The 19,481-nt window shown below is 71.3% G+C and carries 16 protein-coding genes; 9 read left to right on the top strand and 7 right to left on the bottom strand.

Annotated features, from left to right (window positions below; translation table 11 throughout):
• Window positions 1-102: 102 nt before the first annotated feature.
• Window positions 103-753, top strand: a complete 651-nt coding sequence (locus ACIOHC_RS06085; protein WP_351071959.1) for a TrmH family RNA methyltransferase — start codon at window positions 103-105, stop codon at window positions 751-753.
• A gap of 174 nt (window positions 754-927) precedes the next feature.
• On the opposite strand, the gene paaN is transcribed toward ACIOHC_RS06085, so the two are convergent.
• Window positions 928-2,628: a phenylacetic acid degradation protein PaaN gene (gene paaN, locus ACIOHC_RS06080; RefSeq protein ID WP_401841633.1), complete on the bottom strand. Its 1,701-nt coding sequence runs from the start codon at window positions 2,626-2,628 to the stop codon at window positions 928-930.
• Between the two features lie 123 nt (window positions 2,629-2,751).
• Here paaN and ACIOHC_RS06075 point away from each other — a divergent pair, with 123 nt between their 5' ends.
• The gene (locus ACIOHC_RS06075; RefSeq protein WP_351071955.1) at window positions 2,752-3,345 is read left to right on the top strand and encodes a TetR/AcrR family transcriptional regulator; all 594 of its coding nucleotides are present in this window, start codon (window positions 2,752-2,754) and stop codon (window positions 3,343-3,345) included.
• 181 nt (window positions 3,346-3,526) lie between these two features.
• On the opposite strand, the gene ACIOHC_RS06070 is transcribed toward ACIOHC_RS06075, so the two are convergent.
• Window positions 3,527-4,033, bottom strand: coding sequence for an Lrp/AsnC family transcriptional regulator (locus ACIOHC_RS06070; RefSeq protein ID WP_389636208.1), 507 nt, complete (start codon window positions 4,031-4,033; stop codon window positions 3,527-3,529).
• A 261-nt stretch (window positions 4,034-4,294) separates the two neighbouring features.
• Between ACIOHC_RS06070 and pdhA the strand changes: the two genes are divergently transcribed.
• From pdhA to ACIOHC_RS06035, 7 genes are all read left to right on the top strand, one after another.
• Complete coding sequence (gene pdhA, locus ACIOHC_RS06065; protein ID WP_365689450.1) at window positions 4,295-5,458, top strand: pyruvate dehydrogenase (acetyl-transferring) E1 component subunit alpha; 1,164 nt, start codon at window positions 4,295-4,297, stop codon at window positions 5,456-5,458.
• Window positions 5,455-6,486: an alpha-ketoacid dehydrogenase subunit beta gene (locus ACIOHC_RS06060; RefSeq protein ID WP_365689451.1), complete on the top strand. Its 1,032-nt coding sequence runs from the start codon at window positions 5,455-5,457 to the stop codon at window positions 6,484-6,486. The genes pdhA and ACIOHC_RS06060 overlap by 4 nt, the downstream gene beginning before the upstream one ends.
• Window positions 6,486-8,012 carry a dihydrolipoamide acetyltransferase family protein gene (locus ACIOHC_RS06055; protein ID WP_401841629.1) on the top strand — a complete coding sequence of 509 codons (1,527 nt, stop codon included), beginning with the start codon at window positions 6,486-6,488 and terminating at the stop codon, window positions 8,010-8,012. Before ACIOHC_RS06060 ends, ACIOHC_RS06055 begins: the two co-directional genes overlap by 1 nt.
• Before the next feature lie 98 nt (window positions 8,013-8,110).
• The gene (locus ACIOHC_RS06050) at window positions 8,111-8,959 is read left to right on the top strand and encodes an NTP transferase domain-containing protein (RefSeq protein WP_351071942.1); all 849 of its coding nucleotides are present in this window, start codon (window positions 8,111-8,113) and stop codon (window positions 8,957-8,959) included.
• A gap of 575 nt (window positions 8,960-9,534) precedes the next feature.
• Window positions 9,535-11,049, top strand: coding sequence for a molybdopterin molybdotransferase MoeA (locus ACIOHC_RS06045; protein WP_351071940.1), 1,515 nt, complete (start codon window positions 9,535-9,537; stop codon window positions 11,047-11,049).
• Window positions 11,007-12,143 (top strand): potassium channel family protein, encoded by a 1,137-nt coding sequence (locus ACIOHC_RS06040; protein WP_351071938.1) that lies wholly within the window; start codon window positions 11,007-11,009, stop codon window positions 12,141-12,143. Before ACIOHC_RS06045 ends, ACIOHC_RS06040 begins: the two co-directional genes overlap by 43 nt.
• A gap of 240 nt (window positions 12,144-12,383) precedes the next feature.
• Window positions 12,384-13,370, top strand: a complete 987-nt coding sequence (locus tag ACIOHC_RS06035) for an NAD(P)H-quinone oxidoreductase (RefSeq protein WP_351071935.1) — start codon at window positions 12,384-12,386, stop codon at window positions 13,368-13,370.
• Between the two features lie 182 nt (window positions 13,371-13,552).
• On the opposite strand, the gene ACIOHC_RS06030 is transcribed toward ACIOHC_RS06035, so the two are convergent.
• From ACIOHC_RS06030 to ACIOHC_RS06010, 5 genes are all read right to left on the bottom strand, one after another.
• Window positions 13,553-14,101: a bacterial proteasome activator family protein gene (locus ACIOHC_RS06030; RefSeq protein ID WP_351071932.1), complete on the bottom strand. Its 549-nt coding sequence runs from the start codon at window positions 14,099-14,101 to the stop codon at window positions 13,553-13,555.
• A 119-nt stretch (window positions 14,102-14,220) separates the two neighbouring features.
• Complete coding sequence (locus ACIOHC_RS06025; RefSeq protein WP_351071930.1) at window positions 14,221-17,067, bottom strand: FtsX-like permease family protein; 2,847 nt, start codon at window positions 17,065-17,067, stop codon at window positions 14,221-14,223.
• Window positions 17,064-17,837 (bottom strand): ABC transporter ATP-binding protein, encoded by a 774-nt coding sequence (locus ACIOHC_RS06020; protein ID WP_351071927.1) that lies wholly within the window; start codon window positions 17,835-17,837, stop codon window positions 17,064-17,066. Before ACIOHC_RS06020 ends, ACIOHC_RS06025 begins: the two co-directional genes overlap by 4 nt.
• 136 nt (window positions 17,838-17,973) lie before the next feature.
• Window positions 17,974-18,603: a PadR family transcriptional regulator gene (locus tag ACIOHC_RS06015; protein WP_351071924.1), complete on the bottom strand. Its 630-nt coding sequence runs from the start codon at window positions 18,601-18,603 to the stop codon at window positions 17,974-17,976.
• Between the two features lie 84 nt (window positions 18,604-18,687).
• Complete coding sequence (locus ACIOHC_RS06010) at window positions 18,688-19,416, bottom strand: hypothetical protein (RefSeq protein WP_401841625.1); 729 nt, start codon at window positions 19,414-19,416, stop codon at window positions 18,688-18,690.
• Window positions 19,417-19,481 lie beyond the last annotated feature (65 nt).

Here is a 19,481-nt window from a genome sequence, read left to right as displayed (position 1 = left end):
ATCGGCGGCCCCGGCGGGAAAACGTCGACCGGGGAGTTTGCGGGGTGGGAACCGTCCGGCACATCCGTTCCGACGGCAGATCCTGGTCAGGCCGCGGAACCGATGCAGTACGACGACGGATTCGGGACGGAGATCGGCGTCGGGCCGCACCCGCTTCCCTGGCCCGCGGACGAGCGGTACGACCCCGAACTGCTTGCCCACGGCGACCGGCGCAATGTGGGCGACGCCTACCGGTACTGGACGCGGGAGGCGATCGTCGCCGATCTTGACCTACGGCGGCATGACTTCCACGTGGCGGTCGAGAACTGGGGCCACGACTTCAATATCGGCTCCGTGGTGCGCACCGCGAACGCCTTCCTCGCCAAGGAGATCCACATTGTGGGGCGGCGGCGCTGGAACCGGCGCGGTGCGATGGTCACCGACCGGTACCAGCATGTGCGGCACCACCCCGACACGGAGTCGCTGACGACGTGGGCGGCGGCGGAGGGGCTGCCGATCATCGGGATCGACAATCTGCCGGGGGCGGTGCCGCTGGAGCGGACCGAGCTGCCGCGGCGGTGTGTGCTGCTCTTCGGGCAGGAAGGGCCCGGACTGACCGACGAGGCCCGCAAGCACGCGGCCATGGTGTGCTCCATCGCCCAGTTCGGGTCGACGCGGTCGATCAATGCGGGGGCCGCCGCCGCGATCGCCATGCACGCGTGGGTGCAGAGGTATGCGGAGATTCCGGGGGACGGACGGAAAGCGGGGGTCTGACGCAGGCGGCGCGATACGAGCACGTGCACGGACGGGGCACCCGGTTGCGGGCTTGTCCCCGCCGCCCGCCCCTTCACATGGGCGAGGGACCCGGGGCCGGGGCCCCGCCCCGGCCCCAGGGCCCGACGTCCGGGCGGGGCGGGGAGGGGGCGGGCCGATGGCACGGAACGCGGGCTACGCCTGGCGACGGACTTCCACCATGCGGAAGCGGTTTGATACGAAGGCCCCGTCGCACAGGGCCGCGTTCGCAGCCGGGTTGCCCCCCGAGCCGTGGAAGTCGGAGAACGCCGCAGTCTGGTTGACGTACACCCCACCGGTCAGATTCAGCGAGAGCTGGGCCGACTCGTCCAGGCAGACGTCCTCCACCGCGCGCTCCACCTCCGGTGAGGTGGTGTACGCGCCCACCGTCATCGCACCCTTGTCCCGAATCGTGCGGCGGAGCAGTTCCACGGCGTCGGCGGTCGAGTCGACCGCCACCGCGAAGGAGACCGGCCCGAAGCACTCCGACAGGTAGTGCTCCTCGTCGTCCGGCTCGGTGCCGTCCAGTTTGACGACGACAGGGGTGCGCACCACGGCGTCGGGGAATTCCGGGTTGGCCACCTCGCGGGAGGACAGGGCGACCTTCCCCAGCTCCGCGGCCGCGTCCAGACGGGCCTTCACGTCGGGGTTGACCAGGGCGCCGAGCAGCGCGTTCGCCCGGGAGTCGTCGCCCAGCAGTCCGCTGACCGCGGCCGCGATGTCGTCGACGACCTCGTCGTACGTCTTGTCGCCGGCATCGGTGGTGATGCCGTCCCGGGGGATCAGCAGATTCTGTGGGGTCGTACACATCTGGCCGCTGTACAGAGAGAGGGAGAACGCCAGGTTGGCGAGCATCCCCCGGTAGTTGTCGGTGGAGTCGAGGACGATCATGTTGACTCCGGCCTTCTCCGTGTAGACCTGGGCCTGGCGGGCGTTGGCCTCCAGCCAGTCGCCGAAGGCGGTGGATCCGGTGTAGTCGATGATCTTGATCTCGGGGCGGACCGCCAGGGTCTTCGCGATGCCCTCCCCCGGTCGTTCGGTGGCCAGAGCGACCAGGTTGGCGTCGAAGCCTGCCTCGGCGAGCACCTCGCGGGCCAGCTGCACCGTGAGCGCCAGCGGGAGCACGGCGCGCGGATGCGGCTTGACCAGGACGGGATTGCCGGTGGCCAGGGAGGCGAAGAACCCGGGATAGCCGTTCCACGTGGGGAACGTGTTGCAGCCGATCAGGAGCGAGATGCCACGGGGTGCCGCGACGAACGACTTGTGCAGCCGGAGCGGATCGCGCTTGCCCTGGGGCTTGGACCAGTCGGCGCTCCGCGGGGTGCGGATCTGCTCCTCGTACGCGTACGCCACCGCTTCCAGGCCGCGGTCCTGGGCGTGCGGGCCGCCGGCCTGGAACGCCATCATGAAGGCCTGGCCGCTGGTGTGCATCACCGCGTGGCCGAACTCATGGGTCCGGGCGCTGATGCGCGCGAGGATCTCCAGGCAGACCAGGGCCCTGGTCTCGGGGCCCGCCGCGCGCCAGGCGGCCATGCCCGTACGCATCGCGGGAAGCAGGACGTCCAGGTCGGCGTGCGGGTACTCGACGCCCAGCTCGGGCCCGTACGGAGAGATCTCTCCGCCCGTCCAGCCGTCGGTGCCCGGCTGGCCGAGGTCGAGCCGGGTGTGCAGCACGGCGTCGAAGGCGGCCTTGCCCTCGGCGGCGCCCAGGCTGCCGGCGGCACCGCCCTCGCCGTACGCCTTCGGATGCTCGGGGTGCGGGGACCAGTAGGCGCGCGTACGGATCGCGTCGAGGGCCTGGTCGAGCGTGGGGCGGTGCTTCTCGGACAGCAGGTGCGGGGAGAGCTCGGCGGCCATGACGGACCAACTCCTCATCGAGCTGGGCAGGGACGGGCGGACAGAGTTAGAGTAACCGAACGATCGGTCGGGACAAGGGGGCCCGCCAAACCTGTGGACAACTCGTAGGGGAGGATCGCGGACATGACCACGGCCAAGCGGGACACGTACACCCCGGAGACTCTGCTCACCGTCGCCGTCCGTGTCTTCAACGAGCGCGGCTACGACGGCACGTCCATGGAGCATCTCTCCAAGGCGGCGGGCATCTCCAAGTCGTCCATCTACCACCATGTCGCGGGCAAGGAGGAACTGCTCCGCCGTGCGGTGAGCCGGGCGCTGGACGGGCTCTTCGGGATTCTCGACGAGCCGGGGGCGACGCAGGGACGTGCGATCGAGCAGGTCGAGTACGTCACCCGGCGTACCGTCGACGTGCTCATAGCCGAACTGCCCTATGTCACGCTGCTGCTGCGCGTACGGGGAAACACGAAGACCGAGCGCTGGGCCATGGAGCGCCGCCGCGAGTTCGACCACCGGGTGACCGATCTGCTGAGAGCGGCGGTCGCGGACGGCGATCTCCGCTCCGACGTGGACATACGGCTGGTGACACGGCTGCTCTTCGGCATGGTCAACTCGCTGGTGGAGTGGTATCGCCCGCAACCGGACGGTGGTGCCGACGGGGAGCGGCTGGCCGACACGCTCGTCCGGGTCGCCTTCGACGGGATGCGGTCCAGCCGCTGAACCGTTGTCGCCGGGAGAGGGCCGGGGCACCGTTCCTGGAGCGCGACCGCTTTGTTGCGTTCGCCCGGGTTCCTGTCCGGCGGCACGGTTCTTGAAGGGATTCCGTGCGTGAGCGGGTTGCGCGCGTGAACGAGCCCCGTGGCGGAGCGAGTTGTGTTCCTGGTTCGGATTCCGGATTCCGTCACGTGAGCTCGGTCGGCCGGTCCGGGCCCGGGGCGAGGTCCGTCTCCTCGAACACCAGAAGTGTGCGGGTGGAGAGGACCTCCGGGATGGCCTGGATCCTGGTCAGGACCAACTCGCGCAGTGACCGGTTGTCCGGGGTGTGCACCAGCAGCAGGACGTCGAAGTCGCCGCTGACGAGCGCGATGTGAGTGGCCCCCGGCAGCGCTTGGAGCTGCTCGCGAACAGTGCGCCAGGAATTCTGGACGATCTTGAGCGTGATGTACGCGGAGGCGCCCTGCCCCGCCCGTTCATGGTTCACCCGCGCGCTGAAACCGCGGATCACGCCGTCCTCGACGAGCCGGTTGATCCGGGCGTACGCGTTGGCCCGGGACACGTGGACGCGATCGGCCACCGAGCGTATCGAGGCGCGGCCGTCCGTCTGGAGCAGTCGCAGGATGTCGCGGTCGATGGCATCGAGCGGGCGCGCGGGCGCAATCTGGCCGGAGCCCTCGCCCCCATCGGCCATTTGTTCAGCTGACATGTGCCCGCGCCTCCCTGTGCTGGACGACCTGCCCCTATCCCAGGCTGTGGAGAACCGTTTGTCCACAGGCTGAAGGCGCCTGTAGCCAAAATGCGCTCGCGACCGAACAATCGGTAGGTGAGGCACACCACATCCGTGCCTCGGACAGCGCTCGACATTTCGATGCATTTCGACACCCTCGACATCGGACGACCCTCGATGTCGCCAGACGCCGCTCGAAACCCTCGATGCCAGGAGGTGCTTGTCATGACGGTCCAAGAGCTGCCCGGCGCGGCTGCTTACCGGCCCACGCCGCCCCCGGCCTGGAAGCCGCTCACGGATCCCGCGCCGCTGCTCCCGGACCCCGAGCCGTACCGCGTGCTCGGCACGGACGCCGCGGCCGATGCCGACCCCGAGCTGCTGCTGCGTCTCTACGCGGAGCTGGTCCGCGGCCGGCGGTACAACGCACAGGCGACCGCTCTCACGAAGCAGGGCCGACTCGCCGTCTACCCGTCGAGCACGGGGCAGGAGGCCTGCGAGATAGCGGCCGCCCTGGTGCTGGAGGAGCGGGACTGGCTCTTTCCCAGCTACCGCGACACGCTGGCGGCCGTGGCGCGCGGCCTGGACCCGGTCGAGGCCCTGACCCTGCTGCGCGGTGACCGGCACACCGGTTACGACCCGCGCGAGCACCGCATCGCACCACTGTGCACGCCCCTCGCCACCCAGTTGCCGCACGCCGTGGGCCTGGCACACGCGGCGCGTCTGAAGGGCGACGACGTGGTGGCGCTGGCCATGGTCGGTGACGGCGGGACCAGTGAGGGCGATTTCCACGAGGCGCTCAATTTCGCGTCTGTCTGGCGGGCCCCGGTCGTCTTCCTCGTACAGAACAACGGTTTCGCGATCTCCGTACCGCTGGCGAAGCAGACCGCCGCGCCGTCCCTCGCGCACAAGGCCGTGGGCTATGGGATGCCGGGCCGGCTGGTGGACGGCAACGACGCGGCCGCCGTGCACCAGGTCCTCGGCGAGGCGGTCGCGCGGGCCCGGAGCGGTGGCGGTCCGACGCTCGTCGAGGCGGTGACGTACCGCATGGACGCCCATACGAACGCCGACGACGCCACTCGGTACCGCGTCGAGAGCGAAGTGGAGGCATGGCGGGCGCACGATCCGATCCAGCTCCTTGAGCGGGAGCTGACCGGGCGGGGGCTGCTCGGCGACGACGGGATCGAGGAGGCGCGCGTGGCCGCGGAGCGGATGGCGGCGGATCTGCGCGAGCGGATGAACGCCGATCCGGTGCTCGACCCGATGGATCTCTTCGCCCATGTCTACGCGGAACAGACCACGCAACTCCGTGAGCAGGCAGCGCGGTTGCGTGTGGAGCTGGACGCCGAGCAGGACCAGCACGGCCACAACGACGTGGAGGAAGGGCGATGACCACCGCAGCGGCGCCGGCCGGAGGGCGTACGGCGAAGGCAAAACCCGCCACCATGGCGCAGGCGCTCGGGCGAGCGCTGCGCGACTCGATGGCCGAGGATCCGACGGTGCACGTCCTCGGTGAGGATGTCGGCACACTCGGTGGCGTCTTCCGGATCACCGACGGCCTGGCGAAGGAATTCGGCGAGGACCGTTGCACGGACACCCCGCTGGCCGAGGCGGGCATTCTCGGCACGGCTGTCGGCATGGCGATGTACGGGCTGAGGCCCGTGGTGGAGATGCAGTTCGACGCCTTCGCCTATCCCGCGTTCGAGCAGCTCATGAGCCATGTGGCCAAGATGCGGAACCGGACGGCCGGTGCCATGCCGTTGCCGATCACGGTGCGGGTGCCGTACGGCGGCGGGATCGGCGGCGTCGAGCACCACAGCGACTCCTCGGAGGCGTACTACATGGCGACGCCCGGCCTCCAGGTCGTCACGCCCGCCACCGTCGAGGACGCGTACGGGCTGCTGAGGGCCTCGATCGCCTCCGACGACCCGGTGGTCTTCCTGGAGCCGAAACGGCTCTACTGGTCGAAGGCCGACTGGTCGCCCGAGGCTCCGGTGATGGTGGAACCGATCGGACGCGCCGTCGTTCGTCGACCCGGGCGCAGCGCGACGCTGATCACATACGGGCCGTCGCTGCCGGTCTGTATGGAGGCCGCGGAAGCGGCCGTCGAAGAGGGCTGGGATCTCGAAGTCGTCGATCTGCGTTCGCTGGTGCCGTTCGACGACGAGACCGTGGCCGCTTCCGTGCGGCGTACAGGGCGCGCGGTGGTCGTCCATGAGTCCTCCGGTTTCGGCGGTCCGGGCGGCGAGATCGCGGCCCGGATCACCGAGCGTTGCTTCCACCATCTGGAGGCGCCGGTGCTGCGGGTCACCGGGTTCGACATTCCGTATCCGCCGCCGATGCAGGAGCGGCACCATCTGCCGGGCGTGGACCGGGTGCTCGACGCGGTTGCCCGCTTGCAGTGGGAGGCGGAGAGCTGATGCCTCAGGTACTCGAATTCAAGCTGCCGGACCTCGGCGAGGGGCTGACCGAGGCGGAGATCGTGCGCTGGCTGGTGGAGGTCGGCGATGTCGTTGCCATCGACCAGCCGGTCGTCGAGGTGGAGACGGCCAAGGCGATGGTGGAGGTGCCGTGCCCGTACGGGGGCGTGGTGACCGCGCGGTTCGGCGAGGAGGGCGTGGAGCTTCCGGTCGGGGCGCCGCTGCTGACGGTGGCGGTGGGGACCGAGGGAGCCGTGGGGTCTGAGGGAGCCTCGGGGTCCGGGGGATCGGCGGGCGCGGGGACGGGCGCGGGTTCGGGCTCGGGTTCAGGCTCGGGCTCGGCCGCGGGGGCCGGGGCCGCAGTGGTGGCGTCGGCTGCGGGGCCGGGATTCGGCTCGGGTCGGTCGGAGTCGTCCGGGAATGTGCTGGTCGGGTACGGGACGAGCGCACCGTTGGCGCGCCGTCGGCGGGTTCGTCCCGAGGCGATGGGGGCGCCTGCTGCCCCACATGCGACGGCTGAGGCCGCGAGTTCCGCATCTGTGCCGGACCCGGTGCGGGGGCCGGTGGCCGTGGTCTCCCCGCTGGTACGGAAGCTGGCGCGGCAGCACGACCTCGATCTGCGGCAACTGGTGGGGTCCGGGCCCGACGGGCTGATCCTGCGGGCGGATGTCGAGTCCGCGATCAGGGCAAAGGACGAACAGAGGACGGCTCCTCTGCCGACCACGGTCCCGGTCCCGGTTCCGGTGCCGGAGCCGGGAACGGTGCCGGGGGCGGTTTCGGAACCGTCGTTGCGGCCCCCGGTGGCGCGGGGGGTGGCCGGCCCGGCCGTGGAGCGGATCCCGTTGCGTGGTGTACGCGGCGCGGTGGCCGACAAGTTGGCGCGCAGCCGGCGGGAGATCCCCGATGCCACGTGCTGGGTCGACGCCGATGCCACCGAGCTGATGGCCGCCAGATCCGCGATGAACAGCGCCGGTGGTCCGGCCGCCGGACCCAAGGTGTCGGTGCTCGCTCTGCTGGCGCGTATCTGCGTCGCCGCGCTGGCCCGCTTCCCCGAGCTCAACTCCACGGTGGACGCGCAGGCGCGGGAGGTCGTACGGCTGCCCGAGGTCCATCTCGGGTTCGCGGCCCAGACCGAGAGGGGCCTGGTCGTCCCGGTCGTCCGGGATGCGCACGCCGGGAACGTCGACTCGATCGGTTCCGAGATCGCCCGGCTCACCGAGGCGGCCCGGAACGGCAGGCTGACCCCGGCGGAGCTGACCGGCGGCACGTTCACGCTGAACAACTACGGGGTGTTCGGGGTCGACGGTTCGACCCCGATCATCAACCACCCGGAGGCGGCCATGCTGGGCGTCGGCCGGATCGTTCCCAAGCCGTGGGTGCACGGGGGCGAGCTGGCCGTACGCCAGGTCGTCCAGCTCTCGCTGACCTTCGACCATCGGGTCTGCGACGGTGGGACGGCGGGCGGTTTCCTGCGCTACGTGGCCGACTGCGTGGAGCAACCGGCCTTGCTGCTGCGCACGTTGTAGGCGAGATCGGCTGCGGGCTCTCGTTCTCCCCCTCGTCGATCCGCCGGATTGCGGACGGGGTGGATCGACGGGAGGCCGCGGCCCGCATACTCGGATGCATGACCGCGTATGACGCCATCGTTCTGGCCGGAGGAGCTGCCAAGCGGCTCGGCGGCGCCGACAAGCCGGGGATCCTGGTCGGTGGCCGTGCGCTGCTCGACCGGGTGCTGGCGTCCTGCGCCGATGCCTCGGCCACCGTGGTGGTGGGTGGGCGGCGGCCCACCGTGCGCACTGTGATCTGGACGCGCGAAGAACCGCAGGGCGGCGGCCCATTGGCTGCGCTCGACGCCGGGGTTCGGCGTACCACCGCGGAGCGGGTCCTCGTCCTCTCGGCCGATCTGCCGTTCCTGGGGAAGGGCACCGTCGGAGCTCTGCTGGCCGCCGCCGGTGAAGGACAGCGCGACGGGGCCCTGTGCACCGATCAGGACGGTCGCGATCAGCCTCTCGTCGCCGTCTACCGTGCCGAGCCGCTGCGCCGCGAGCTCGCCCTGCTCGCCGCCGAGCACGGCAGTCTGTCCGGGCTTCCCCTGCGGTTGCTGACGAATGAGCTCGGCCTCGCCCGGGTGGAGGCCGGTCCTCTCGCCTCCTTCGACTGCGACACCTGGGAGGACATTGCGTCGGCCCGTGCCCGCATCAGAGAGCATGGAACCGTGCTGGATGAATGGATCACCGCAGTCAAGAGCGAACTGGGCATCGAACTCGACGTCGACACCGACGTCCTGCTCGATCTGGCCCGTGACGCCGCTCACGGCGTCGCCCGGCCCGCCGCGCCCCTGACGACCTTCCTGGTCGGCTACGCGGCGGCGAAAGCGAGCAGCGACGGTGACGGCCCGGCGGCGGTTGCCGAGGCCGCTCGCAGGGCCGCCGCGCTCGCCCTTCGGTGGGCGGACGAGAACGAGACGCAATGACGGCCGACGGCAGCAGATTCGACCTGCCTCCCGCCGCCGACACCGCGTCGATGGGTGCAGGTCCCTCGGCGAGCGCCGGTTCCTCGGCGGGGGCCGGGGCTTCGGCGGGGGGCGGGCACTCTGTCCGCGAACGTCCGGCTTCGGCCGATCGTGGATCGGAGCCCGGCGACAGTTCTCTGGCGGCCGATCCGTACTCGGCGGTCGGGGTGTCTCCGGCGGGTGGGGCGTCTCCGGAGGGCGACCGGTTTCTGGCCGCGGGTACGTCTTCGGCGGGCGGTTCGTCCTCGGTGGTCGGCTCACCCTCTGGGGGCGGACGTTCTCTGTCGGCGGATCGGGGACCGACCCCGGAGGAACTGCGGGCTGCCGAGGAGGAACGGGCCGTTGAACAGGCGCTCGCTCTGGTCGGGCGCCGGTCGCCGGGCGAGCCCTGGTCCACAGGGCGATCTCACTCTGCGGACCGGTCCCACCTCGCCGGCCGGCCTCGGCCGGCGGACGAGCCCCACCGCGCGGACTCCCGGTCGTCGGAGCAGCCGTGTTCCCCGGATCGATCCCGCGCAGCGGGGCGGCCGCATTCCATGGACCCGCCTCGGCCCGCGGAGGAGGGTGCGGACGCAGCTGCGGTCCCGACCTCGGGCCAGAGCGCCGACGGGCCCCGCGGACGTGAGCGGCACAGCCGGGCGACGCCCTGGCGAACGGCCCGCGCCCTGGCCGCACGTTCGGGCCGCGACGTCCCCGTCCGCGCCCGGCGGATCCCCCTCGATCAGGCAGTCGGACGCGTACTGGCCGAGCCACTCGTGGCACTCACCGACCTGCCGTCCTTCGACACCTCCGCCATGGACGGCTGGGTCGTCACCGGGCCGGGGCCGTGGACCATCCGCGAGTTCGACGAGCCCGGGGGCAAAGGGGGAGCCGGAAACAGGGAGGGAGTCGGAAACAGGGAGGGAGTCGGCGACAGGGCGGAAGTCCGGGGCAAGGAGGGCGCCCGGGATGCGAGTGCCGACTCGCGCCCCGGCCAGGGTCTCGGCATCCTCGCCGGACACGGCGCCCCCGCCGTGCTCCCTGACGGGGATGCCGTACGGATCGCCACCGGCGCGCGCATCCCGGCGGACGCCAACGCCGTGATCCGCAGCGAACACGCTCACGTGGACGAGGCCAAAGGACTGCTTCACGCGAAACACCAGGTGCTTCCCGGGCAGGACATCAGGTCTCGTGGCCAGGAGTGCCGTTCCGGAGATCAACTCCTGCCCGCCGGAACCCTGGTGACGCCCGCCGTCCTCGGTCTGGCCGCCGCTGCCGGGTACGACGAGTTGCTCGCTGTCCCCCGCCCGCGTGTCGAGGTCCTCGTCCTCGGTGACGAACTGCTGACCAGCGGCCTGCCGCACGAGGGGCTGATCCGTGACGCGCTCGGCCCGATGATCGGCCCCTGGCTGTCCGCGCTGGGCGCCGAGGTGTCCGCGCCGCAGCGACTCGGCGATGACGTGAACGCCCTCCGGCGGGCTCTCACCACGTCCGGCGCCGATCTGGTCATCACCACCGGCGGCACGGCATCGGGACCCGTCGACCACGTCCACCCGGTCCTTGCCGAGATCGGAGCCGAGTTGCTGGTCGACGGAGTTGCCGTCCGCCCCGGCCATCCGATGCTGCTGGCCCGGCTCAGGACGAAGGACTCCGACGCGGGCCCGTATCTCGTCGGGCTGCCCGGCAACCCCCTGGCCGCCGTATCCGGGCTTCTCACGCTTGCCGAACCGCTGCTTCGTGGGCTGACCGGACGGGCACTGGAGACATCGCACCGGGTCGTCGTGCGCGACGAGGTGCACGGGCACCCGCACGACACCCGTCTGGTGCCCGTCGTCCACCGAGCGGGCAGGGCGGGTGTCGGCGCCGGCGGCTTCGGCAGCATGGGAAGCGGCAGCGGCGCCGAGCATGTCGTACCGCTGCATTACAACGGTCCGGCGATGCTCCGGGGGGTTGCTGCGGCGGACGGGCTGGCCGTCGTGCCACCTGGCGGGGTACGGTCCGGCACCGAGGTGGAGATCCTCGACCTACCGTGGGCCTCGGCGACGCCGTGGACGGAAGGGTGTTTCACGTGAAACTTCCCGGTCACGATGCGATGGCCAGGCGTGCCGACGAGTATGTCGCGCCCACGCGGGTGCAGCTCCCGCGCAGGGTCGTCCAGGGACCGGCGCGTCAGGTGGCCAAGCGACTGTTGATGGCCTTGATGGTGCTTGCCGTCACCGTGCTGATCGTCTGGCTCGACCGCGGCGGATATCACGACGCCGCAGACGGCAACGTCGACCTGCTGGACGCGGTGTACTACGCGACGGTCACCCTCTCCACCACCGGCTACGGCGACATCACCCCGTACGGGGACGTCGCCAGGCTCACCAATGTGGTGCTCATTACACCGCTGCGGGTGCTCTTCCTGATCATCCTGGTCGGCACCACTCTTGAGGTCCTTACGGAACGGACCCGCGAGGACTTTCGGCTGAAGCGTTGGAGAACCAACTTGCGTGACCACACCGTCGTCGTCGGCTTCGGCACGAAGGGACGTTCGGCCATCCAGACCCTGCGCGCCACCGGCCTGAAGAAGGAACAGATCGTCATCGTCGACCCGGCGACCAAGGTGATCGAGATCGCCAATGCCGAGGGGTTCGTGGGAGTGGTCGGCGATGCGACCCGCAGCGAGGTGCTGTTGCGGGCCGAGCTCCAGAAGGCGCGGCAGATCATCATCGCCACTCAGCGCGATGACACGGCGGTGCTGGTGGCTCTGACGGCGCGACAGCTCAACCGCGGGGCGAAGATCGTCGCGGCGGTGCGCGAGGAGGAGAACGCTCCATTGCTGCGGCAGTCCGGCGCGGACGCCGTGATCACCAGCGCCAGCGCGGCGGGCCGACTGCTCGGCCTCTCCGTTCTCAGCCCCAGCGCGGGCACGGTGATGGAGGACCTGATCCAGCAGGGCAGCGGTCTCGATCTCGTCGAGCGGCCGGTGATAAAGGCCGAGGTGGGCAAGAGCGTCCGGGAGACCGACGATCTCGTGGTCAGCGTGCTGCGGGGACATCGGTTGATCGGCTACGACGACCCGGCGGCCAGCCCACTGCAGTTGACGGACCGTTTGATCACCATCGTGCGTGCCTCGAACGAGCCGCCGGTGAGCAACCCGGTCACGGGGGGCCCGCTCCCGTAGCGGTGTCGCTCCGGCGCGGTTCGCCTCCGTCGCCGCGGCCCTTCGCTCCATGAAGCGGGCTCACGGCGGCCCGGCGTCCCGACGCCCCGGTCATGGCCGTTCCGGCACCACGGCCGCCCGGCCCGCCGCTGCCTCCCGGCCCGCCGCCTGGCCCGCCACGGCCGCCCGGCCCGCCGCTGCCTCCCGGCCCGCCGTCGTGACACCGTCGTCCGGCTCGCGTCACGGAGTAGCCTCGCCGCCATGTATGCGATCACGATCCCCGAACCCGGTGGCCCCGAGGCGCTCGTATGGGCCGAGGTGCCCGATCCGGTAGCCGGCGAGGGCGAGGTCCTCATCGATGTCGTGTCCAGCGCGGTCAATCGCGCCGACGTGCTGCAGCGACAGGGGTTCTACAACCCGCCGCCCGGCGCGTCCCCGTACCCGGGCATGGAGTGCGCGGGCCACGTCTCGGCGGTCGGGCCCGGTGTCACCGGCTGGTCGGTCGGCGACGAGGTGTGTGCACTGCTCGCCGGCGGCGGTTACGCGGAGAAGGTCGCCGTACCCGCCGGACAGCTGTTGCCCGTACCCGCCGGTGTCGACCTGGCCTCGGCCGCCGCACTGCCCGAGGTGACGGCCACCGTCTGGTCGAACGTGTTCATGGTGGCTCACCTTCGCCCCGGCGAGACGCTGTTGGTGCACGGCGGGTCCAGCGGCATCGGCACCATGGCGATCCAGCTCGCCAAGGCCGTGGGCGCACAGGTCGCGGTGACCGCCGGTGGCCCGACGAAGCTGGAGCGCTGCGCGGAACTCGGCGCCGACATCCTGATCGACTACCGGGAACAGGACTTCGTCGAGGAGCTGCGCAAGGCGACGGACGGGGCCGGCGCGGATGTCATCCTCGACATCGTCGGCGCGAAGTACCTGGACCGGAACGTGAAGGCGCTCGCCGTCAACGGCCGGCTGGCCATCATCGGTCTCCAGGGTGGCGTCAAGGGCGAGCTGAATCTGAGCGCCCTGCTGAACAAGCGGGCCGCCATCACCGCGACCTCGCTGCGCGGTCGCCCGCTCGTCGAGAAGGCCGCCATCGTCGCCGCCGTACGCGAGCACGTCTGGCCATTGATCGCCGACGGCGTGGTCCGGCCGATCGTGGACCGTACGCTGCCGATGGCCGACGCCGCCGAGGCCCACCGGGTGCTGGAGTCCAGCGCGCACATCGGAAAGGTGCTTCTGCAGGCCCCCGCGGGCTGACGCGCCTCCTCCCGCGCCACACGCTCCACGCCGCACCCCGCCCGTGCCTCCCGCATCATGCGGGAAAAGGCCCGGCGCACAGGTCGTCGACCATGTGCACCGGGCCCAGGGCCTCTCGTTCGGATCACGCCGGGCTCGCGTGCCCCGGTGCCGCGCCTCGCGGCGGCACCGGAGACGCGGCACTAGAGATACGGGCCGGTCCTGATGGCCCCGTGCTGGTCCCCGCTGCCGTCCTCGTCCTCGTGACCGCTCCCCGGCGGAAGGGCGCGCCGCATCTGCTCCAGCTGTGCCCGCGCCGCCATCTGCTGGGCGAACAACGCCGTCTGGATGCCGTGGAAGAGGCCCTCCAGCCAGCCCACCAACTGGGCCTGCGCGATCCGGAGTTCCGCCTCGGACGGCACCGACTCCTCGGTGAACGGCAGGGAGAGCCGCTCCAGCTCCTCCACCAGCTCCGGCGCGAGGCCGTCCTCCAGCTCCTTCACGGAACTCGCGTGGATCTCCTTGAGCCTGACCCGACTCGCTTCGTCGAGAGGAGCCGCCCTGACCTCCTCCAGGAGCTGCTTGATCATGCTGCCGATGCGCATGACCTTCGCGGGCTGTTCGACCATCTCCGTCACCGGGACCTCACGCGATTCGTCGTCAGTGCCACCGCCGCCGATCGCCATGCCGTCCTGCCCCACCACGAGGACCTGGGGGTGCTCCTGCGACCGTTCATTCCTCGGCATCTCCATGGCGTCATTGTCTCGCACACCTGCCGTACAACACGGTGGTGCCCCCGCAAACGGTTGATCCACCGTTCGCAGGGGCACCGAATCAGCCGGTCAGGCCGTTCACCGCACCGCCCGAGCGCTCATCCGGCCCGCCGCGCCAGCACCAGGCGCGACCGTGTGAACGCCGCCGCGAGCACCCCGGCCAGCAGCGGAATGCCCACGACGAGCAGACCGATGGTCGCCCAGGGCAGCACGATCGGCGTGTACGCCGACTGTGTGGGGTCGATCCGCATCGCCCTCAGGGCCTCCCGCAGGTCGACGAAGCGCAGCGCCACCGCGGGCACCAGGCCGGCCAGGGTGCCGAGCACCACACCGGTGAGCGCCACCACCAGGCACTGGAAGCCGGACAGCTTCCGCCGTACGCCCGGAGGCGCGCCCACGGCGCTGAGGGTGTCGAGATCGGCCTCCGCGTCCGCCTTGGCGAGGCCCGTCGTGATCGCGGCCGCGCCGAGCGTCACCACGCCGGCGAACAGGGTCAGGATCAGCAGTACGGTGTTGTCCTGCCGGCCGAAGCCGTATTCGGACTGCACCCAGATTCCGCCGCCGGCCTGCGCGATGGTGCCGGAAACTCGCTGCTGCTCGGCGTTCGTCGGGGTATGGGCAACGGCATACACGCTCCCGGACAGCCTGGTGTGCAGGCCGAGCCGCTCCGCCGTCCCCTCCGGAAGGATCAGGCGGATTCCGGGGGTGGACGCGTACTTCGCCGGGGCCACGTACACCTTGAGCTTGTCCAGGGTGGTCCGCGCCTTGCCCGGGTGCAGCTTCCAGTTCTTCTTGTCCTTCTCGCTGTACCGATGGACCGACTTGACGGTGACCTCGCCGTTCTCGGCGTACACCGGGTTGAGCAGGACCGGTGTGCCCGCGGCGAGTGCCTTGGCGGCCGAGGGGTCGTGGAGCTTCACGTAGGTGTCGAGCAGGGCCGCGTCCGCGACGACGATGTCGCTCCCGCCGCTGTTGAAGACTCCCGATGACATCTGGTCGCTGAGGCAGGCGGGGGAACGCATCAGCTTCTTGTGCTCGTCGGCGGAGAGCCTCGCGGCGAGTTCCTTGGCGCCTGCGCGGTTGAGCGGGCACGTGTGGGACTTTCCGCCTGGCCTGACCAGTTCCAGCGAGCCGCACTGGTTCTCCTCGTAGCCGTAGCAGTCGCTTCCTGCCCAGACCCGTCGGAAGTCCGCGTGTCCGCTGGTGACGGCCATGCTCCGCTCCACGGCCGTCCGCGCACGCGGGAGCTCTTCGGCCGACTTCTCGTCGGAGGTCGAGACGATGATGGTCCCCGGGGTGAGCGAGGGAACGTAGTTGTACTCGGCCTGGGCCGCACTGCTGGCCATGTACGTGGCGATGCCCACCGAACCCGCGACGGCCGCCATCACCGCGGCGACGGCGGGAGCGGTACGGCCGCGGTTGCGGGCCGCGTCGCGCAGCGCCATCCGGGGCGCGAGAGGCAGCCTCCTGCCGAGCCGCCCGAGAAGGCCGACGATCACCGGGATGCAGCCGAGCAGCCCGAGTTCGGCGACCATCGAGCCCCCGGCGACGAGTGCCGGGCTCCCGCTGGTGCCGCCGTAGAGGGCGGTCGCGGCGCCCAACGCCAGCACGCAGGCGCCCAGGACGGGCAGCACGCGCGAGGAGCGGCGTACGCCCCGGCGGCCGGTCAGCGACTCCAGCACGGACTGCCGGCTCGCCACGATCGCCGGGGCGGACGCCGCCAACAAGCCGGTGATCAGGCCGATCGCGGCGATGACCAGCAACTCCAGCGGCGCGATCGTCAGAGAGCCGAAGCGGTGTCCGGCCCAGTTCTCGATCAGGGGCTGGAAAGCCGCGGTGAGCCCGAGGCCGAGCACGACACCCGTCACCGCTCCGATGCCACCGAGCACCAGGCCGCCACCGAGCACCACGGCCCTGACATGGCGTTTGTCTCCGCCGCAGGTGCCGAGGAGGCCGAGCTGACGGCGGGAACGGCGTGCGCCGACGGCGAAGGCCGGCCCGGCGAGCAGCACGATCTCCAGGACCGCCATGGCGATCACGGTGACGAGTGCCGTGCTGAGCTCTCCGGAGCCCCCGTCGGCCATCTGCGGGTTCCTGGCCATCAGCGGGACCTCGGAGTCCGGCGGCGGGTCGAGGGCGACCTGCCGGGACGTGACGAGCACGCCCGACTTGTTGGCCTCCATGACGTCCGGCCAGGTCACACCCACCCCTGCGGGGCCTTTGACCAGCCAGTCCGTGGACCCGGCGTTCGGCGGAAGCACCTTCTTGTCGTGGTCGGCCCTGTCCTGCCACGGCGCGATGACCGCACCGGGGTCGGCGTAGAGCGCCTCGGCCCTCAGATCGCTGGGCAACTCGACCGCGCCGGTGATGGTGTACGTCCGGCCGGTGTTGCGCACGGTGGTGGTCGAGCCGACGTGCAGCCCGGTCGCCTCCAGGAACGGCTCGGTGGCGGCCATCTCGGCCTCGCCGTGCGGGTAGGCGCCGCGCACGAGGTCGATCTTGCCGCGCGCCATCGCGTCCGACGTCCGGAACTCGACGATGTCGGTGTTCGTGACGCCGTACCGGGTGGTGACACTCGCCGGGACGGACTGGATGCTGATCGCCCGCGAACCCTTGGGGAATGTCGTCCCGATGTCGAGCGGGTCCCCGTTCTCCAGGGGCGGTGCGTCGTCCACGCCCATGTAGATGTGGCTCACCGCCCCATCGGGGAGTTGCTCGATGGGCCCCATCATCTCGTCGCTGAACAGCGCGTCGGCGGAGCCCATTTCGCTGGTCAGCGTCTCGGCGATGGACGGATTCTCGCTGCGGTACGTCACATCGAGGGCTGTGACGCCGAGTACCGGTATCGCGATCATCGCGACCACCAGTGCGCTGCGGCCCTTGGCGCGCATCGCGTCGCGCCTGGCCATGCGGAGGGAGGCGCGCCAGCCCGTGAAGACGCTCACTCGGCGCCCTCGGCGGCCAGCAGCGAGTCGGCGTCGGCGGTGAGCGTCTGGTCGACGAGCGATCCGTCCCGGAGGAACACGACCCGGTCCGCCCAGGCCGCGTACCGCGGCTCGTGCGTCACCATGACGCCGGCCGCGCCCTGGTCACAGCGCTTGCGCAGCAGCGCGAGCACGGCCTCGCCGGTCTCCGAGTCGAGCGCCCCGGTCGGTTCGTCGGCGAGCACGAGGCGCCGCTCCCCCACCAGCGCGCGGGCGATGGCGACGCGCTGCTGCTGGCCGCCGGACATCTCGTCGGGGAACCGGTCGGCGATCTCCAGGAGCCTCATCTCCTCCAGCGCCGCCCGCGCCTCCTTGCGGGCCGCGCGCACGGAGACGCCGTCGAGCTCACGCGGCAGGGCGATGTTCTCGGCGGCGGTGAGCGCCGGGATCAGGTTGTAGTCCTGGAAGACGTAGCCGATGCTGCGGCGGCGCAGGGCGGCGACGCCCTTGCGGCCGAGACCGGAGATGTCCTGGCCCTCGATGACGACCTGGCCGCTGGTCGCGGTGTCGAGACCGCCCGCGATGGTCAGCAGGGTGGACTTGCCGGAGCCGGAAGGGCCCATCACGGCGACCAGCTCACCGGTGTGCACGGAGAGGTCGATGCCGCGCAGGGCGTGCACCTCGGCGATGCCGGTGCCGTGGGTGCGGGTGAGTGCTCGGAGTTCGAGCACCGGTGTGTCCGCGGCCGGCGGTGGGCCGGACGCGGATCGGGACGGGGCGCGCGAGGACATGGTGGTGGTTCCCCCCTTGGAACGGGTTCTGGGACCGACGCCGGGGCGCCGAGGCGGTCCGACGTCGGACAGGGCGGGTACGCGGTGGTCCGTCGTGGTGACGGAAGCCGGGATGCGTACGCGCGGTGGTGTGTGGTCAGCGCCGGCCGTGCGGGCGGGCGGCGCGGGCAGGAGTGCGGGCGGCCGGGGTGCGCCCGGTGGCGCGTACCCTGGGGTCCGGCTCCGTGGCGGCGGCCTCGGCGAGGCGGATCAGCCGGGACTCGCAGTGGTCCAGCCAGCGGGCCTCGGCCTCCGCCTGGAAGATCAGCTGTTCGAGCACGAGCAGCCAGGCGACCTCGTCGCGGTTGGCCGGGGCATCGGTGAGCGCCTGCGCCTTCAGGCGGGTGTAGTCCTGCATCGCCTTCACGGTGTGGCGGCGCTGGGACTGGATGACGGCGCGGATGTCCACACCGGGTGCGCCGACCGCCATGGCGAGCTTGATGGCCAGCTCGTCGCGCGGCGGACTGCTGCGGTCGACGGGCGTCTCGAACCAGCTCTGCAATTCGGTACGGCCGTCGTCGGTGATGGCGTAGAGGGCGTGCCCCTGGTCGTCCTCGTCGTCCTGGACGACCAGGCCGTCGCGCTCCAGCCGGCTCAGTGTCGTGTACACCTGGCCGACGTTGAGCGGCCAGGTGGAGCCGGTGCGCGACTCGAATTCGGTACGGAGCTGGGAGCCGTATCTGGGGCCCCGCTCCAGCAGGGCCAGCAGCCCATGACGGATCGACATACTGAGTATGTATACCGAGTATGTTGGTGGACGCAAGTCCCGGCCGGAGTGTGTGGGCGCTGCTGGGGAGGGGTGCGGGGCAGCTCAGTTCGAGCGGCGCATACGGAGTGCCAGGAAGCCGAGCCCCAGTCCTATCAGTGCGATTCCGGCACCCAGCGACACGTGCCGGACCTGTCGCACGACGGGGCCGTCGAGGGCCTGGGGTGCGAGCCGACCGGCTGCGGGGGATGTGTTCGCCGCCGGTGTCACGCCGGGCGCCGGTCCCGGATCGCTCGCCGCGGGGCGTGTGTCGGCACCGTCGGGGGAACTGTCCGCGTGTGCGAGGTCCCACGGCGCGAGCGGCCGTCCGGGGCGCGGTCTTCCTTCCCCGGCCTCGCGCCCGGCGAGTGGGGGCTGGGCGTCGGGGGGCGCCGCCCCTTCGGCGGCCGAGGTGCCGGGGGAGGCGGAGGCGGACGGATCGGCGGAGGCGGACGGGGAAGGGGGCGGAGACGAGGGCGGGGAGGACGCCGGGGGTGCGGGGGCGGCCGAGGCGCCGTCCGTGGATATCGCCGAGGGTTCGGCCGAAGGGGTGGCAGAGGGGGCGGCCGAAGCATCGGCTGACGGTTCGACACCGGGGGGCGTGGGGCGGGCGGAAGGTGTGTCCGGCGCAGCCGGGGGCGGCGTCACCGAGGCGCCGACCGCTCCGGGCGCTCCGCCGGGTGCGCGCTGTTGGGCATGCGCCTCGACCGTGGTGGCCCCCAGTGCGGCGCCCGCCGAGAATATGAGACCGACCACGCACCTGGTGGACCGTGAAGGGAGAAGTCCTGGAGCCATGAGGGCAGCGTCACATGTGACGATATGTCCGGCATCTCGGGCGTACGGCACCCCTGTGCTCGCGA

It is taken from the genome of Streptomyces sp. NPDC088252, assembly GCF_044740965.1.
In the GTDB taxonomy this organism is placed as follows: Bacteria; Actinomycetota; Actinomycetes; order Streptomycetales; family Streptomycetaceae; genus Streptomyces.
Note: the sequence above shows the minus strand (reverse complement) of the source record. Positions and strands in the feature narration are given on the sequence as shown.

What these genes read in the sequence shown, in the direction of transcription:
- ACIOHC_RS06085 (WP_351071959.1), top strand. Translation starts at nt 103, where the DNA reads ATGCAGTACGACGACGGATTCGGGACGGAGATCGGCGTCGGGCCGCAC.
- paaN (WP_401841633.1), bottom strand. Translation starts at nt 2,628, where the DNA reads ATGGCCGCCGAGCTCTCCCCGCACCTGCTGTCCGAGAAGCACCGCCCC.
- ACIOHC_RS06075 (WP_351071955.1), top strand. Translation starts at nt 2,752, where the DNA reads ATGACCACGGCCAAGCGGGACACGTACACCCCGGAGACTCTGCTCACC.
- ACIOHC_RS06070 (WP_389636208.1), bottom strand. Translation starts at nt 4,033, where the DNA reads ATGGCCGATGGGGGCGAGGGCTCCGGCCAGATTGCGCCCGCGCGCCCG.
- pdhA (WP_365689450.1), top strand. Translation starts at nt 4,295, where the DNA reads ATGACGGTCCAAGAGCTGCCCGGCGCGGCTGCTTACCGGCCCACGCCG.
- ACIOHC_RS06060 (WP_365689451.1), top strand. Translation starts at nt 5,455, where the DNA reads ATGACCACCGCAGCGGCGCCGGCCGGAGGGCGTACGGCGAAGGCAAAA.
- ACIOHC_RS06055 (WP_401841629.1), top strand. Translation starts at nt 6,486, where the DNA reads ATGCCTCAGGTACTCGAATTCAAGCTGCCGGACCTCGGCGAGGGGCTG.
- ACIOHC_RS06050 (WP_351071942.1), top strand. Translation starts at nt 8,111, where the DNA reads ATGACCGCGTATGACGCCATCGTTCTGGCCGGAGGAGCTGCCAAGCGG.
- ACIOHC_RS06045 (WP_351071940.1), top strand. Translation starts at nt 9,535, where the DNA reads ATGGACCCGCCTCGGCCCGCGGAGGAGGGTGCGGACGCAGCTGCGGTC.
- ACIOHC_RS06035 (WP_351071935.1), top strand. Translation starts at nt 12,384, where the DNA reads ATGTATGCGATCACGATCCCCGAACCCGGTGGCCCCGAGGCGCTCGTA.
- ACIOHC_RS06030 (WP_351071932.1), bottom strand. Translation starts at nt 14,101, where the DNA reads ATGGAGATGCCGAGGAATGAACGGTCGCAGGAGCACCCCCAGGTCCTC.
- ACIOHC_RS06020 (WP_351071927.1), bottom strand. Translation starts at nt 17,837, where the DNA reads ATGTCCTCGCGCGCCCCGTCCCGATCCGCGTCCGGCCCACCGCCGGCC.
- ACIOHC_RS06015 (WP_351071924.1), bottom strand. Translation starts at nt 18,603, where the DNA reads ATGTCGATCCGTCATGGGCTGCTGGCCCTGCTGGAGCGGGGCCCCAGA.
- ACIOHC_RS06010 (WP_401841625.1), bottom strand. Translation starts at nt 19,416, where the DNA reads ATGGCTCCAGGACTTCTCCCTTCACGGTCCACCAGGTGCGTGGTCGGT.